Origin of the sequence: Serratia ureilytica (assembly GCF_013375155.1) — a bacterium.
In the GTDB taxonomy this organism is placed as follows: Bacteria; Pseudomonadota; Gammaproteobacteria; order Enterobacterales; family Enterobacteriaceae; genus Serratia; species Serratia ureilytica.
In genome coordinates this window covers 39,024-54,055 of record NZ_JABXOF010000001.1, presented here as the reverse complement: position 1 = coordinate 54,055, position 15,032 = coordinate 39,024, and the positions used below count along the sequence as shown (strand labels likewise).

General features: G+C 60.7%; 15 protein-coding genes and 1 riboswitch. Of the genes, 6 read left to right on the top strand and 9 right to left on the bottom strand.

Annotation, left to right across the window (positions count from 1 at the left end):
- Positions 1 to 5: 5 nt before the first annotated feature.
- From HWW83_RS00290 to HWW83_RS00280, 3 genes are read left to right on the top strand one after another with little or no spacing between them, the layout of a single operon-like run.
- Positions 6 to 1,742 (top strand): ATP-binding cassette domain-containing protein, encoded by a 1,737-nt coding sequence (locus tag HWW83_RS00290; RefSeq protein ID WP_122016864.1) that lies wholly within the window; start codon positions 6 to 8, stop codon positions 1,740 to 1,742.
- Positions 1,739 to 2,893 (top strand): ABC transporter permease, encoded by a 1,155-nt coding sequence (locus HWW83_RS00285; protein WP_033652363.1) that lies wholly within the window; start codon positions 1,739 to 1,741, stop codon positions 2,891 to 2,893. The genes HWW83_RS00290 and HWW83_RS00285 overlap by 4 nt, the downstream gene beginning before the upstream one ends.
- Before the next feature lie 12 nt (positions 2,894 to 2,905).
- Complete coding sequence (locus tag HWW83_RS00280) at positions 2,906 to 4,012, top strand: ABC transporter permease (RefSeq protein ID WP_033652362.1); 1,107 nt, start codon at positions 2,906 to 2,908, stop codon at positions 4,010 to 4,012.
- Positions 4,013 to 4,087: 75 nt separating this feature from the next.
- Here the strand turns inward: HWW83_RS00280 and HWW83_RS00275 are convergent, their stop codons facing one another.
- From HWW83_RS00275 to moaA, 6 genes are all read right to left on the bottom strand, one after another.
- Complete coding sequence (locus HWW83_RS00275) at positions 4,088 to 4,798, bottom strand: Bax inhibitor-1/YccA family protein (RefSeq protein ID WP_033652361.1); 711 nt, start codon at positions 4,796 to 4,798, stop codon at positions 4,088 to 4,090.
- A 130-nt stretch (positions 4,799 to 4,928) separates the two neighbouring features.
- Positions 4,929 to 5,396 (bottom strand): molybdopterin synthase catalytic subunit MoaE, encoded by a 468-nt coding sequence (gene moaE, locus HWW83_RS00270; RefSeq protein WP_033642239.1) that lies wholly within the window; start codon positions 5,394 to 5,396, stop codon positions 4,929 to 4,931.
- 2 nt (positions 5,397 to 5,398) lie between these two features.
- Positions 5,399 to 5,644, bottom strand: a complete 246-nt coding sequence (gene moaD / locus HWW83_RS00265; protein WP_004939768.1) for a molybdopterin synthase sulfur carrier subunit — start codon at positions 5,642 to 5,644, stop codon at positions 5,399 to 5,401.
- On the bottom strand, positions 5,641 to 6,120 hold the full coding sequence (gene moaC / locus HWW83_RS00260; protein ID WP_025301929.1) for a cyclic pyranopterin monophosphate synthase MoaC: 480 nt from the start codon (positions 6,118 to 6,120) through the stop codon (positions 5,641 to 5,643). Before moaC ends, moaD begins: the two co-directional genes overlap by 4 nt.
- Positions 6,121 to 6,123: 3 nt before the next feature.
- The gene (gene moaB / locus HWW83_RS00255) at positions 6,124 to 6,639 is read right to left on the bottom strand and encodes a molybdenum cofactor biosynthesis protein B (RefSeq protein WP_033642238.1); all 516 of its coding nucleotides are present in this window, start codon (positions 6,637 to 6,639) and stop codon (positions 6,124 to 6,126) included.
- Between the two features lie 24 nt (positions 6,640 to 6,663).
- Positions 6,664 to 7,650, bottom strand: a complete 987-nt coding sequence (gene moaA, locus HWW83_RS00250; protein ID WP_025301927.1) for a GTP 3',8-cyclase MoaA — start codon at positions 7,648 to 7,650, stop codon at positions 6,664 to 6,666.
- Positions 7,637 to 7,781, bottom strand: a riboswitch (molybdenum cofactor riboswitch). It overlaps the preceding gene by 14 nt.
- A 336-nt stretch (positions 7,782 to 8,117) precedes the next feature.
- On the opposite strand from moaA, the gene yvcK reads away from it, so the two are divergent.
- Positions 8,118 to 9,035, top strand: coding sequence for a uridine diphosphate-N-acetylglucosamine-binding protein YvcK (gene yvcK, locus HWW83_RS00245; protein WP_033642237.1), 918 nt, complete (start codon positions 8,118 to 8,120; stop codon positions 9,033 to 9,035).
- 6 nt (positions 9,036 to 9,041) lie between these two features.
- Here yvcK and HWW83_RS00240 read toward each other — a convergent pair whose 3' ends face one another.
- The 3 genes from HWW83_RS00240 to HWW83_RS25620 all read right to left on the bottom strand — a co-directional run bounded on the left by HWW83_RS00240 (position 9,042) and on the right by HWW83_RS25620 (position 12,081).
- Positions 9,042 to 9,308, bottom strand: coding sequence for a VF530 family protein (locus HWW83_RS00240; RefSeq protein WP_176588909.1), 267 nt, complete (start codon positions 9,306 to 9,308; stop codon positions 9,042 to 9,044).
- A gap of 100 nt (positions 9,309 to 9,408) precedes the next feature.
- On the bottom strand, positions 9,409 to 11,421 hold the full coding sequence (gene uvrB / locus HWW83_RS00235) for an excinuclease ABC subunit UvrB (protein WP_033642236.1): 2,013 nt from the start codon (positions 11,419 to 11,421) through the stop codon (positions 9,409 to 9,411).
- Positions 11,422 to 11,952: 531 nt separating this feature from the next.
- Positions 11,953 to 12,081, bottom strand: coding sequence for a hypothetical protein (locus HWW83_RS25620; RefSeq protein WP_255326645.1), 129 nt, complete (start codon positions 12,079 to 12,081; stop codon positions 11,953 to 11,955).
- A gap of 453 nt (positions 12,082 to 12,534) precedes the next feature.
- Between HWW83_RS25620 and HWW83_RS00230 the strand changes: the two genes are divergently transcribed.
- Positions 12,535 to 13,245: an ATP-binding cassette domain-containing protein gene (locus HWW83_RS00230; RefSeq protein WP_176588908.1), complete on the top strand. Its 711-nt coding sequence runs from the start codon at positions 12,535 to 12,537 to the stop codon at positions 13,243 to 13,245.
- A 129-nt stretch (positions 13,246 to 13,374) separates the two neighbouring features.
- Positions 13,375 to 15,009, top strand: a complete 1,635-nt coding sequence (locus HWW83_RS00225; protein ID WP_047572298.1) for a hypothetical protein — start codon at positions 13,375 to 13,377, stop codon at positions 15,007 to 15,009.
- Positions 15,010 to 15,032 lie beyond the last annotated feature (23 nt).

The window sequence follows — 15,032 nt, the reverse complement described above, 5'->3', positions numbered from 1 at the left end:
CGGCCATGGAACAGGCGCACACCATCGAGTTGGTAGGGCTGGAAAAGCGCTTCCCGTCGCTTGAGAAACCGGCGGTCGCCAGCCTGACCACCACCCTGCGCAGCGGCGCGGTCATCGGGCTGGTCGGCCCGGACGGCGCCGGCAAAACCACCCTGCTGCGCATGCTGGCCGGGCTGCTGAAGCCAAGCAGCGGCAAACTGCGGGTCGCCGGGCTGGATCCGATCGGCCAGGATCGCCAACTGCATGCGATCCTCGGCTACATGCCGCAGAAATTCGGGCTGTATGAGGATCTGACGGTGATAGAGAACCTGACGCTGTACGCCGATCTGCGCGGCGTCACCGGCGATCTTCGCCGCCAGACCTTCGAACGGCTGCTGAAATTCACCGATCTGACCCGCTTCACCGGGCGTCTGGCGGGCAAGCTGTCCGGCGGCATGAAGCAAAAACTGGGACTGGCCTGCACGCTGGTGGGCGAACCCCAGGTGCTGCTGCTGGACGAACCGGGCGTCGGCGTCGATCCGATCTCGCGCCGCGAGCTGTGGCGCATGGTGCACGAGCTGGCCAATGACGGCATGTTGATCCTGTGGAGCACCTCTTATCTCGACGAGGCCGAGCAGTGTCGCGAAGTGCTGCTGCTCAACGAGGGCGAGCTGCTGTTCAGCGGCGCGCCGCAGGATCTGACCCAGCGCATGGCCGGACGCACGGTATTGATCGCCGCGCCGCCCGGCAGCCATCGATCGTTGCTGCAGCGGGCGATCTGCCTGCCGGCGGTCACCGACGGCGTGATCCAGGGCAAGTACCTGCGCCTGATCCTGAAAGAAGGCGAAGATCATCGGCAGCTGCTGCAGACGCTGGATCTGCCGGACGCCGAACTGGACGAAGCGGATCCGCGCTTCGAGGATGCGTTTATCGATCTGCTCGGCGGCGGCCCCAACCATCGCTCGGCGCTGGCGGAGATCATGCCGACCGTTGACGGCAAAGGCGGTGAAACGGTGATCGAAGCGGTGCAGTTGACCAAGAAATTCGGCGATTTCGCCGCCACCGATCACGTCGATTTTCAGGTACGGCGCGGCGAAATCTTCGGCCTGCTCGGCCCGAACGGCGCCGGCAAGTCCACCACCTTCAAAATGATGTGCGGCCTGCTGGTGCCGTCCGGCGGCAAGGCGCTGGTGCTGGGGATGGATCTGAAGACCAGTTCCGGCAAGGCGCGCCAACGCCTCGGCTACATGGCGCAAAAATTCTCGCTGTATGGCAACCTGACGGTGGCGCAGAACCTGAAGTTCTTCTCCGGGGTCTACGGCCTGAGCGGCAAGGCGCAGCGCGACAAAATCGACGAGATGTCCCGCGCCTTCAACTTCGCGCCGATCCTCGATCAGACGCCGGATGCCCTGCCGCTCGGCTTCAAGCAACGTCTGGCGCTGGCCTGCGCGCTGATGCACGAACCGGATATTCTGTTCCTCGACGAACCGACCTCCGGTGTCGATCCGCTGACGCGGCGCGAGTTCTGGCTGCACATCAACGGCATGGTCGACAAGGGCGTCACGGTGATGGTGACCACCCACTTTATGGACGAGGCGGAATACTGCGACCGCATCGGCCTGGTGTATCGCGGCAAGATCATCGCCGCCGGCACGCCGGACGATCTCAAACAACAGGTAGCGCGCGACGACAACCCCAACCCCTCGATGGAACAGGCGTTTATCGAACTGGTGCAGGGCTACGACGAGGAGGAACCGCGGTGAGCAACAACCGAGCCCCAATCGACGACGGCGGCTTCTCCTGGCGCCGACTGCGCGCGCTGTGCCTGAAGGAGACGCGGCAAATACTGCGCGATCCCAGCAGCGGCCTGATCGCCTTCGTTATCCCGCTGATGCTGCTGTTTATCTTCGGCTACGGCATCAACCTGGACTCCAGCAAGCTGCATCTGGGCATTCTGATGGAGCAACAGAGCGAAGACGCGCGCGATCTGGCCCAGGCGTTCGCCGGTTCGCCCTATATCGAACCGACCATCAGCGACAACCGCCGGCAGTTGATCCAGCAGATGCAGGCCGGCACGATCCGCGGCCTGGTGGTGATCCCGGTGGATTTCGACCAGCGCATGGCGCGCCCGCACGACAGCGCCCCCATCCAGGTGATCACCGACGGCAGCGAGCCGAACACCGCCAACTTCGTGCAGGGCTATGCCCAGGGCGTATGGCAAGTTTGGCAGCAGCAGCGCGCCGCCGATCGAGGGAGCAACGACAAGCCGCTGATTGACGTGCAGATGCGCTACTGGTTCAACCCGGCGGCCATCAGCCGGCACTACATCATTCCCGGCGCCATCACCATCATCATGACGGTGATCGGCGCCATTCTCACCTCGCTGGTGATCGCCCGCGAATGGGAGCGCGGCACCATGGAAGCCCTGCTCTCCACCCAGGTGACGCGCAGCGAGCTGCTGCTCTCCAAGCTGATCCCGTATTACTTCCTCGGCATGATCGCCATGGCGCTGTGCATGGCGGTGGCGGTCTGGGTGCTCGGCGTGCCCTATCGCGGTTCGCTGCCGATCCTGCTGCTGATCAGCAGCCTGTTCCTCGCCAGCACCCTCGGCATGGGCCTGCTGATCTCCACCCTCACCCGCAACCAGTTCAATGCGGCGATGGTGGCGCTGAACGCCGCCTTCCTGCCGTCGATCATGCTGTCCGGCTTCATCTTCCAGATCGACAGCATGCCGGCCATCGTACGCGCGGTGACCTACATCATTCCCGCGCGTTACTTCGTCAGCACGCTGCAAACGCTGTTCCTGGCGGGCAACGTCGGCACCGTGCTGGCGATCAATCTGCTGTTCCTGATCGCTTCCGCCGTGGTGTTCATCGGCCTGACGGCCTGGAAAACCCAGCGCCGGCTGGATTGAGGAGAAAGAGCGATGTTTCATCGTCTGTTGACGCTCATCATCAAGGAAATGCAGGCGCTGCTGCGCGATCCGCAAACCCGCGCCATCCTGATCATGCCGGTGATCCTGCAGGTGCTGCTGTTCCCGTTCGCCGCGACGCTGGAAGTCACCAACGCCACCATCGCGGTCTACAGCGAGGACAGCGGCCAGGCCTCGGTGGAGCTGACCCAGCGCTTCGCCAAGGCCAAAGCCTTCTCCCATGTCCTGCTGCTGCGCAATCCGCAGGAGATAAAGACCACCATCGACAACCAGCGGGCGCTGCTGCTGATCCGCTTCCCGGCGCAGTTCTCGCGCGATATCGCCACCGGCAACACCGCGCCGCTGCAGCTGCTGCTCGACGGGCGCAACTCCAACAGCGCGCAGATCGCCGCCAACTACGTGCAGCAGATCGTGCAGGAATATCAGAACGAGCTGCTCGGCAACCGCGCGAAACCCAACAACAGCGAACTGGTGGTACGCAACTGGTATAACCCGAATCTGGACTACAAATGGTTCGTGGTGCCGTCGCTGATCGCCATGATCACCACCATCGGCGTGCTGATCGTCACCTCGCTGTCGGTGGCGCGCGAGCGCGAACAGGGCACGCTGGAACAGCTGCTGGTCTCGCCGCTCACCACCTGGCAAATCTTTATCGGCAAGGCGGTGCCGGCGCTGATCGTCGCCAGCTTCCAGGCCAGCATCGTGCTGTTGATCGGCATCTTCCTGTACCAGATCCCGTTCGCCGGATCGCTGCTGCTGTTCTACGCCACCATGCTGATCTACGGGCTGTCGCTGGTCGGTTTCGGCCTGCTGATCTCGTCGCTGTGCGCCACTCAGCAGCAGGCGTTCATCGGCGTGTTCGTGTTCATGATGCCGGCGATCCTGCTCTCGGGTTACGTCTCGCCGGTGGAGAATATGCCGGTGTGGCTGCAGGATCTGACCTGGGTGAATCCGATACGCCACTTCACCGACATCACCAAGCAGATCTACCTGAAGGACGCCAGCTTCAGCATTATCTGGCGCAGCCTGTGGCCGCTGCTGGTGATCACTGCCACCACCGGCAGCGCCGCCTACGCGCTGTTCCGCCGCAAGATCGCATAAAAAAAGCTCTGCATGTCACATGCAGAGCCCGGTAAGTCCTGTGGATTTCAAGCTACTGCTTGAAAGGCCATGGATTTAGCGACGGTTGCCGAAGATACGCAGCAACATCAGGAACAGGTTGATGAAGTCAAGATACAGCGTCAGCGCGCCGACGATGGCGTACTTGCGGAAGCTGTCTTTATCATCGGCGTTCAGCTGCTCGCCCATCGCCTTGAGTTTTTGCGTGTCGTACGCGGTCAGGCCGACGAACACCACCACCCCGATGTAGGTAATCGCCCACATCAGCGCGGTGCTTTTCAGCCAGATGTTCACCAGCGAGGCCAGCACGATGCCGATCAGCGCCATGAACAGCATGCTGCCGAAGCCGCTCAGATCGCGCTTGGTGGTGTAACCGTACAGGCTCATGGCGCCGAACATGCCGGCGGTGACCACGAAGGTGCTCATTATTGAGACACCTGTATACATCAAGAAAATACTCGACAGCGTTAGCCCGGTCAGCGCCGAGTACAGCATGAACAGCGAAGTGGCCACCGTGCCGCTCAGGCGGTTGACCATGCCCGAAATCACGAACACCAGCGCCAGCTGAGCAATGATCAGACCGATGAAAATAAGCTGGCTAGAGAATATAACTGCTTGTAGCTGTTGATTTTGTGCGACATACCAAGCAACGAACGCCGTCAGCAGCAGACCGCAGGTCATCCAGCCGTAAACCTGCGCCATGTAGGCCTGAATGCCGCTGTTGGCACGTTCGACGATTGAACCATTAGAGCGTGGATATCGGTCCATGACGGTTACCTTTTGCGTTGTAAACAAGATTCCGAAGCCCCGTAAACGGGGCTTCGCCTGCTATAAGCGTACCACAGAATAGGCCGCGCGAAAGCGGCAAAGGTCTTGATTTGTTTCCGCTGTTGAGGCGTTATTTAGCCGCGTCGTGCCAGCGCTGCGCGGCCTGACGATCGCTGTCGCGAGCGTCCACCCAACGATCGCCCTGGCCGGTCGCTTCGCGCTTCCAGAACGGCGCGCGGGTCTTCAGGTAGTCCATGATGAACTCGCTGGCGGCGAACGCCATGCCGCGGTGCGCGCCGGTCACGCCGACGAACACGATCTCGTCGCCGGGATACAGCGCGCCGACGCGGTGGATCACCGTCACGCGCTGCAGCGGCCAACGGCTGCGCGCCTCGGCCACGATCTCCGCCAGCGCCTTCTCGGTCATGCCGGGGTAGTGTTCCAGCGTCAGCGCGCTGACGTCGTCCCCGAGGTTATGGTTGCGCACCTTGCCGGTGAAGGTCACCACCGCGCCGTCGGCGTCGCACTGCGCCAGCCACTGATACTCGTCGCCGACGTTGAACGGCGCTTCGCCCACGCGAATGCGGGTGTTTTCCATGCTTACCCCCCGGTAACCGGCGGGAAGAAGGCCACTTCATCGCCGGCGCGCAGCGGGTGATCCGCCGCCACCAGCGACTGATTGACCGCCGCCAGCAGTTTGCCGGACTCCAGCGCCAGCGCCCAGCGATCGCCGCGCGCGCACAGCGCCTGACGCAGCGCCTCGACGGTCGGGTAATCCGCCGGCATCGACAGCGCGCCGGTGCCCACCAGTTCGCGCACCTGCGCGAAGAAAAGAATATCGATCATGCGTTCACCTTAAAATCACCGGATTTGCCGCCGCTTTTCGCCAGCAGGCGCACCGGGCCGATCACCATGTCTTTCTGTACCGCTTTGCACATGTCATAGATGGTCAATGCCGCCACCGAGGCGGCGGTCAGCGCTTCCATCTCGACGCCGGTTTTGCCGGTCAGCCGGCAGCAGGTTTCAATGCGCACCCGGCTGTGCTCCGTTTGCGCCTCCAGCTGCACTTCGACCTTGCTCAACATCAGCGGGTGGCACAGCGGGATCAGTTCCCAGGTGCGTTTGGCCGCCTGAATGCCGGCGATGCGCGCCGTGGCGAACACGTCGCCCTTGTGATGGCTGCCGTCGACGATCATCGCCAGCGTGGCGGGCAGCATGTCGACGAAGGCTTCGGCGCGCGCCTCACGCACCGTTTCGGCCTTGGCGGAAACGTCGACCATATGGGCTTCGCCGGCGGCGTTAATGTGGGTTAGCTGTGTCATGACTCAGGGCTTCTTCAAATGGGGCTGGAAGTTGCACGGGCGATGGCGCGCGTCCAACTGCTCTTCGATAATCCGCTCCCAGGCGGTGCGGCAGGCGCGGGTGGAGCCCGGCATGGCGAAAATCACCGTGCGGTTGGCCAGGCCGGCCAGCGCGCGCGACTGGATCGTCGCGGTGCCGATCTCTTCGTACGACACCATGCGGAACAGTTCGCCGAACCCTTCCACCTCTCTGTCGAACAGTGGCAACAGCGCTTCCGGCGTGTTGTCGCGCGCGGTAAAACCGGTGCCGCCGGTGATCAGCACCGCCTGCACGTTGTCATCGGCGATCCACGCGGAAACCCGTGCGCGGATCTGGTAAATGTCATCTTTGACGATGGCGCGATCCACCACCTGATGGCCGGCTTCCTGCGCCGCTTCCTGCAGATATTGGCCGGAGGTGTCTTCCGCCGCGCCGCGGCTGTCGGACACGGTCAGGATGGCGATATGCGCCGGAATAAACTCGCTGCTCGCATGGCTCATGGTTCAATAAGCTCCTATTGGCTGTCAGCCGCCGATAAACGACAGGTTCTGGGTGATCCCGCTGTTGCCCTGATGCAGGAAATGGGTCTGCTTCTTGCTCAGCAGCCCGCTCTGAATGCGCGCCTTCAGCGCGTCGAGCTGGCCGTCGTCCGCCAGCAGATCGCGCAGGGGCACCCCCTGCTCGCCGAACAGGCACAGATGCAGATTGCCGATGGAAGAAACGCGCAGCCGGTTGCAGCTGGCGCAGAAGTCTTTTTCATACGGCATGATAAGACCCACCTCACCCTGGTAGTCCGGGTGGCTGAACACCTGCGCCGGGCCGTCGCTGCGGCCACGCGCCTGGCGCTGCCAACCCTGCTGCTCCAGCTGCAGGCGAATCACTTCGCCGGAAACGTGGTGTTTGCGAAACAGTTCGCCCCCCTCGCCGGTTTCCATCAGTTCGATAAAGCGCAGCTGGATCGGCCGATCCTTGATCCAGGCGAGAAACGCGCCGAGTTGCTGGTGATTGACGTCGCGCATCAGCACGGCGTTGACCTTGACCTTGCTGAAACCGGCGCTGAAGGCGGCGTCGATGCCGTCCATCACCTGGCGGAACTTGTCCTGACCGGTAATGGCGTGAAACTGGCGGGGATCCAGACTGTCGACGCTGACGTTAATCGCCGTCAGACCGGCGTCACGCCAGGCGGCGACGTCGCGCGCCAGACGGTAGCCGTTGGTGGTGACAGCCAGGGTACGGATGGCCGGGTTTTCCCGCACGGCGGCGATGATCTCGGTAAAGTCGCGGCGCAGCGAAGGCTCGCCGCCGGTCAGGCGCACCTTTTCGGTGCCCAGTTCGGCGAACGCGCGGCTGACGCGGCGGATTTCATCCAGCGACAGGAAGCTTTTCGGGCTGCCGCTCGGCTTGTAGCCGTCGGGCAGACAGTAGGTGCAACGAAAGTTGCACACGTCGGTGATCGACAAGCGCAGGTAATAGAACTTGCGCTCATAAGCATCAATGAGTTGCGGTACCATAACACCTTTCCAAAGTCGGGAGATGCGAGCGTTTCCCCTCTGCACCCTGGTGGCTGACTTCGCCACGGCCCAAGCGCCATATCGTTCCGGATGAACAACGTAGGCGCAGGGGCTAGGAGTTTGATTTCTCTTCCCGCTACCTTGAGTAGCCGGAATGAAACCGTGGTTTTCAGCAGAATTCTAGCGCTAATCGGCAACGATAGCCAACGCGTTAATTCGCTATATAACTGTCTATACAGCGTTTTTAGACGCCGCGTAATCGGGTAAACCATGATAAACATCGCTTACGCGGGCGAATTGACCAGAATCACGCAAATGGCACTCTTTATCCCCTAAATAATGGGCGTCGCCTCCCGACGGCAAGCCCGCTCCCCCCAGAGGCAACGTCAAGGATAACGGGTATATCGCGTTTTTACGCCGGATCCGCTACCTTATGCGGGCAGTTCAGCCCCTTTGTAAGGAAATTTATGCGTAATCGTACCCTGGCCGATCTCGACCGCGTGGTGGCGTTGGGCGGCGGACACGGCCTGGGCCGTGTGATGTCGGCCCTGTCGTCCTTAGGCTCCCGCCTGACCGGCATCGTTACCACCACCGACAACGGCGGTTCCACCGGCCGCATCCGCCGTTCGGAAGGCGGCATTGCCTGGGGCGATACCCGCAACTGTCTCAACCAGCTGATCACCGAGCCGAGCGTCGCCTCGGCGATGTTCGAATACCGCTTCAGCGGCAACGGCGAACTGGCCGGCCATAACCTCGGCAACCTGATGTTGAAAGCGCTGGATCACCTGAGCGTGCGCCCGCTGGAAGCGATCAACCTGGTGCGCAGCCTGTTGAAGGTGGACGCGGCGTTGATCCCGATGTCGGAACAGCCGGTGGATTTGATGGCGCACGATCACGAAGGCAACCATGTTTACGGTGAAGTGAATGTTGACCAACTGACTCATATGCCGCAGGAGCTGATGCTGTCTCCCCCGGTCAACGCCACGCGCGAAGCGCTGGACGCCATCGCGCAGGCCGACGTGATCCTGATTGGGCCGGGCAGTTTTCTCACCAGCCTGATGCCGCTGCTGCTGCTCGACGATCTCACCCAGGCGCTGCGCCGCAGCAGCGCCAGCATGATCTATATCGGCAACCTCGGCCGCGAGCTGAGCGTGGCCGCCGCGGCGCTGTCGTTAAAGGACAAGCTGACGCTGATGGAAGAGAAGATCGGCCGCCGGATGATCGATGCGCTGATCGTCGGCCCGGCGGTGGACGCCAGTGAAGTGCAGGATCGGGTGGTAATTCAGCAACCGCTGGAAGCGAGCGACATCCCTTATCGCCACGATCGCCAGCTGCTGCGCCAGGCGCTGGATCAAGCGCTGGTAGAGCTGGCCGACCGCCGCTAACCGAATTTAACCGTCTCGCCCGCGCAGCCAGGGATTATCGCTGGCTGGGGCGGGATGGCTGACCATATCGATATACAGATCTTCCACCTCTTTACGCGCCCAGGGCGTGCGACGCAAAAATTTCAGACTGGACTTGATGCTCGGATCGCTGCGGAAGCAGTTGATGCGAATGCGCGCGCCCAGCTCGGACCAACCGTAGTGATCCACCAGTTTATTCAGCAGTTGCTCCAACGTCACGCTGTGCAGCGGGTCTTTAGACTGGTGTTGGCTCATGTTCGGTACTCTTCGTGGTCAAATCGGGCCGCACACCATAACAGCTTTGACACGGCCGACAAGGAATTTTGACGCCCACAGCGCGGGCGCCGTCCAACGGTCAGGAAATCGCGATGAACTGCTCGCGCAGCTGGTGGATCTCGTCGCGCAGCGCAGCCGCCTGCTCGAACTCCAGATTTTGCGCATGGGTATACATCTGCGCTTCCAGATCGCGGATTTTCTGATCCAGCGCTTTCGGCGTGAGGTTCTGCAGCTGAGCGCCGCTGTCCGCCGCCTTGCCCCTGCCTTTACCCTTGGCGCGGTTGACCGGCTGGCCAATCTGCAGAATGTCGCCGATCTTCTTGTTCAGCCCCTGCGGCACGATGCCGTTGGCTTCGTTGTAAGCCTGCTGCTTGGCACGCCGCCGCTCGGTTTCACCGATCGCTTTGGCCATCGAATCGGTGATGCGATCGCCATACAGGATCGCCTTGCCGTTCAGATTACGCGCCGCGCGGCCGATGGTCTGGATCAGCGAACGTTCGGAACGCAGGAAGCCTTCCTTGTCGGCGTCCAGAATCGCCACCAGCGACACCTCAGGCATGTCGAGCCCCTCACGCAGCAGGTTGATGCCCACCAGCACGTCAAACTCGCCCAGACGCAGGTCACGAATGATTTCGACGCGTTCCACGGTGTCGATATCCGAGTGCAGGTAGCGCACGCGCTCGCCATGCTCTTCCAGGTATTCGGTCAGGTCTTCCGCCATGCGTTTGGTCAGGGTGGTCACCAGCACGCGCTCGTTGATCGCCGCGCGCTTGCGGATCTCGGAGAGCAGATCGTCCACCTGAGTAGCGACTGGCCGCACTTCCACGATCGGATCCAGCAGCCCGGTCGGGCGCACCACCTGGTCGATCAGATCGCCGCCGGATTTCTCCAGCTCATATTTGCCCGGCGTGGCGGAAACATAGATGGTCTGCGGCGCCAGCGCCTCGAACTCCTCGAAGCGCAGCGGGCGGTTGTCCAGCGCCGATGGCAGGCGGAAACCGTACTCCACCAGCGTTTCCTTGCGCGCGCGGTCGCCCTTGAACATCGCGCCGATTTGCGGAATGGTGACGTGGGATTCGTCGACCACCAGCAGGCCGTCCGCCGGCAGGTAATCGAACAGCGTCGGCGGCGGCTCGCCCTCGGCGCGCCCGGAAAGGTAGCGCGAGTAGTTTTCGATGCCCGAGCAGTAACCCAGCTCGTTCATCATCTCCAGATCGAACTGGGTGCGCTGCGTCAGGCGCTGCTCTTCCAGCAGCTTGTTGTTGGCCAACAGCACCTTGCGGCGGTCCGCCAGATCGACCTTGATCTCTTCCATCGCCTGAATGATCCGCTCGCGCGGCGTCACGTAGTGCGACTTCGGGTAGATGGTAAAACGCGGCACCACCTGCTCAATCTGCCCGGTCAGCGGATCGAACAGCGACAGCCGCTCCACTTCGTCGTCGAACAGCTCAACGCGCAGCGCCAGCTCGTCCGATTCCGCCGGGAAGATGTCGATCACCTCACCGCGCACGCGGAAGGTGGCGCGCTGGAAAGCCTGATCGTTGCGGGAATACTGCAGCTCCGCCAGCCGGCGCAAAATGGAGCGCTGATCGATGATCATGCCCTTGGTCAGATGCAGCATCATCTTCAGGTAAAGATCCGGATCGCCCAGGCCGTAGATCGCCGACACCGACGCCACCACCACCACGTCGCGCCGCTCCAGCAGCGCCTTGGTGGCGGAAAGGCGCATCTGCTCGATGTGCTCATTCACCGAAGCGTCTTTTTCAATGAAGGTGTCGGAGCTGGGCACGTAGGCTTCCGGCTGGTAGTAGTCGTAGTAAGAGACGAAGTACTCCACCGCATTCTCCGGGAAAAACTCTTTCATCTCGCCGTACAGCTGCGCCGCCAACGTCTTGTTCGGCGCCAGCACCATGGTCGGCCGATTCAGATCGGCTATCACGTTGGCGATGGTGAACGTTTTGCCCGAGCCGGTTACCCCCAGCAGCGTCTGGTGCGCCAGGCCGTCTTCCAACCCCTCTTCCAGTTTGCGGATGGCTTCCGGCTGATCGCCGGCCGGTTTGAAATCAGAATGCAGTTTGAAAAGTTTACTCATTGCTCGGCTACCCTGTGGAGATGCGCGCGCTCAGGCGGCCAGCCGGCTCTGCGCCGGACGTGGCCCCTAATTATGGAAAGTGTCGGCGATTTGCGCCAGTGCCCATGATACTGGATATAAAACCAGCTTCAAGCGGATTCGTCGCTGCGCCCGGCAGCGCGGCAACGCCGTTGCACCGTGAGGTTACAGCGGGGTGACATTTTTATTGTCAATAACAGATTTATCCCCAGAACTTGCCGAAAATTAACTTATTGATAGCACCGCGGCGAAAAATCACACATAGAAACCCGATCAATGCCCTGGCGTCTTGATTTTAGTTAATTTATTGATAATTAATAGTTTTAATAAAAAGACGAGATTGCGGACAAAGCGAACAGAACCCGCGTCGGCTCTCGCTTTACAGCGTTTTTCTAAATCTAATGCACAAGGTTATCCACAGGAATAGTGGATAACTCTCACCGCCCCGCCCGTGGCGGGAGTTACAGAAAGAAAGCTTTTCGCCCTTTACACTCGCCAAAATGGCTTTTTTAGTTATTTTTTCATAAAAATATCGCTTTGTTTATGCCGATTAATACTAAAAATCCCCATTGCCAAAATCGCATTGCCCCCTTTCACGCCGATCGCGCTTGACGGCGGCGCAACGCCTTGCACCACGCCCACACCGGAGAGCACCACAAGAGTGCAAAAAACGTCCGGGTTAACTTCCCGGCGTATTTTCAGGCCGCCGCGGCAGAGCGCGTCGGGCCTGACAGGCGGTTAACAAAGCGATAACACTCCCCCTTTTCGGCCAGTGGCAAAACTGGCCTGGGAGTTGCTTTATCTTCCCGCGTGCGAACGAGGCGCGACAGCATAATGCGCTGCCGAATGCGGCGTGCAACCGCCGCCTGGCTATGCCTCGTAAAAGCGCGAGAACGACACCAAGTCGTCATAAACGTCGTTTTTCACGACATATTGACTGTCTTTCCGTCCACCGCAGACATTGCTCAGGTGAATCGGAGGGACGGCATTTTGTTCCGGACATTGCCACACTCGGGAAATCAACCGCCAATGCGGCCTTTGCAGCACCCCACCAACGAGTGGAACGGGCGCCTATGTCTATGAGGAGAATGCCACATGCTGAGTCTGAGATCGGTCAATCAATTTTACGGGCAAAATCATACCCTGTGGGACATCAACCTGGAGCTGCCGCGCGGCCAGTGCACCGTGCTGCTCGGGCGCAACGGCGTGGGCAAGACCACGCTGGTCAACTGCATCATGGGGCATTTGCCGGTGGTGAGCGGCAGCATGACCTGGCAGCCGGCGGATCAGCCGCCGCAAAACCTGCTGCTGCAACCGATGGAGCGCCGCGCCGCACTCGGCATCAGCCACGTCCCGCAAGGGCGGCAACTCTTCTCGCAGCTGAGCGTGGAAGAGAATCTGCAAGTGGCGCAGATGGCCGTGCGCGGCGCCCCTTACCGCATTCCGCCGCTGATCTACAGCCTGTTTCCCAATTTGCGCCAGATGCGCACCCGCCGCGCCGGCGATCTGTGCGAAGGCGCTCAGCGCCAGTTGGCGATTGGTCGTGCGCTGGCGCAGGAGCCGGCGCTGCTGATCCTCGACGAACCGACAACGGGCGTACCGCCCTCGATCGCCGCCGACATCGGCAACGTGATCCGCAGGCTCAACGATGAGTTGGGCATGACCATTTTGCTGGTAGAGCATCAGCTGCCGTTCGTGCGCCGGGTGGCGGATCGTTTTTGTCTGCTCGATAGCGGGCGCACCGTGGCGCACGGCGCGCTGGCGCAGCTGGATGAGGCGCTGATCGGCGCCGGGCTGGCGGAGTGAGTGCTCGGGTTAGCGATTAGGTTGCTGTTGTATCAGTCACGGCCGGTCTGCGCCCAATAGGCATGGGCCGGCCATCTTTTCATACTCGATAGGGGTCACACCGACACCATAATATCGAGGGATGTAAGCATGACAGACAACAACGCGGCATTTATTCAATACGCGGATTTGCACAACAAAAACTGGAGCCTGCAGGAACGTCTTAATATTGAAGGCATTTACGTCAGTTCGCGCGACGAACTGGTCGGCGCACAAGACTTTATCATCAAAACGTTAAAACGCCCTGCGATTGTCAGATTCGCCGCGCCTTTTGCCCTTTGGACGGCGCCTAAAACCGATATCAATGTCGGATTCGTCTATATCGACGGCAACGGCGTCAACGTCACTACCGAGATCCCCAACGGCACGGAAAGCGACCATAACTATTTCCTGCGCTGCTATACCAGCAACGGCGCGCTGGATAACAACGTTCCTATTCGCCCGGCGCCTATCATGAAAGATTTCACCGTAAAGGGCATCGGCGCCAGGATTAACAACAGCAAAGATGAAACGACGATCGAATACACCTATATCGACGGCGTCCGTTTCGATTCGCCTGAAGGCCCGCAGGGCAACTTTTCCGTCAATAACGTCTATATTTCCGGCTTCTACTACGGCCTGTACTACGGTACCAATGCCTATATCGCCCACCACTACGCCTGTGAAGTCATTCGCTGTTTTGAGTGCCTGCATATGCCTTCAACGAACAGCGGCGCCCAAAACTTCGGCGAAGGCATCAACTTCTTCGGTGGCACCCTCGGCAATTCCCAGGGGCTGGCCGTTCGCAACGCTAACCCCAACGGCGCCTTCCGCCTGTTCGGCACTTCGATCGACTATGCCGGCTCGATTGCCGACGTTGAGGCCGGTAGCATTGAATTGCATGGCTGCCATATGGAATTCAACAACGGTAATAGTCCGCTCACGGAAATTCCCTTCCGTTGCAGCGCCAATCAAAATGCATCGCTGTTGATTCACGGCGGCGAAATCATCGTCGCCGGCGGCCGACTGGCGCAAGCGTCGCTGTTTTACGCCGAGGCCGGCAGTAGCGGGATTATCGTCGACAGCGTGAAGTTCTATGGCGTACGAACCGCCAGCGGCCGCTATTTCAGCGGTACCGGCGACTTTGTCATCGTCAATAGCCGACTGGATGGCGGTGGGGGTGGCGCCGGGATCCAGACGCTGGTCGGCGCCGTGAATAACAAGTTAAAAGACGGTGAGTTCGCCTTTTCCGCTAAGCCGTTTGGCTGGGAAGTGACAGGCGGCACGATCAGCGAGCCCTTTACCTCAGACGCAGTGACTATCAGTATCGAAGCCGGCGCGGGCGTCAACGGCAGCAATGCCCTGAAAGTGACCAAGTTGGGCAACGCCAATACCAACGCCGGAGTGAGAGTGATCGTGCCCGCCGCACAATATGAGCAGCTGGGCGCCTGTTTTACCCTGAAAACGGTCAACGGCGGTACCGGCAATCTGTTCGCGACGCTGCAATATGCCTGTATCCAGGACCATGCGGACAACGGCGTCTCGCTCGTCGCCAAAGCCGCGCCGGCAGCCTGGGACGCCGCCTTGAAAGCCGATGCTTACGCCGAGTACACCGAATATCGTTTCAACGCCAATCGACGAAAAGTCCCGGTCTGGGCGACCCATGTCATCCTGACGTTCAACCTGTTTGCCCTGGCGAAAAATGGCGTGCTTTATCTCGATAACGCCTGTATTACCGCTATGTAAAAGCCAACGCCGGGTCATAAGGC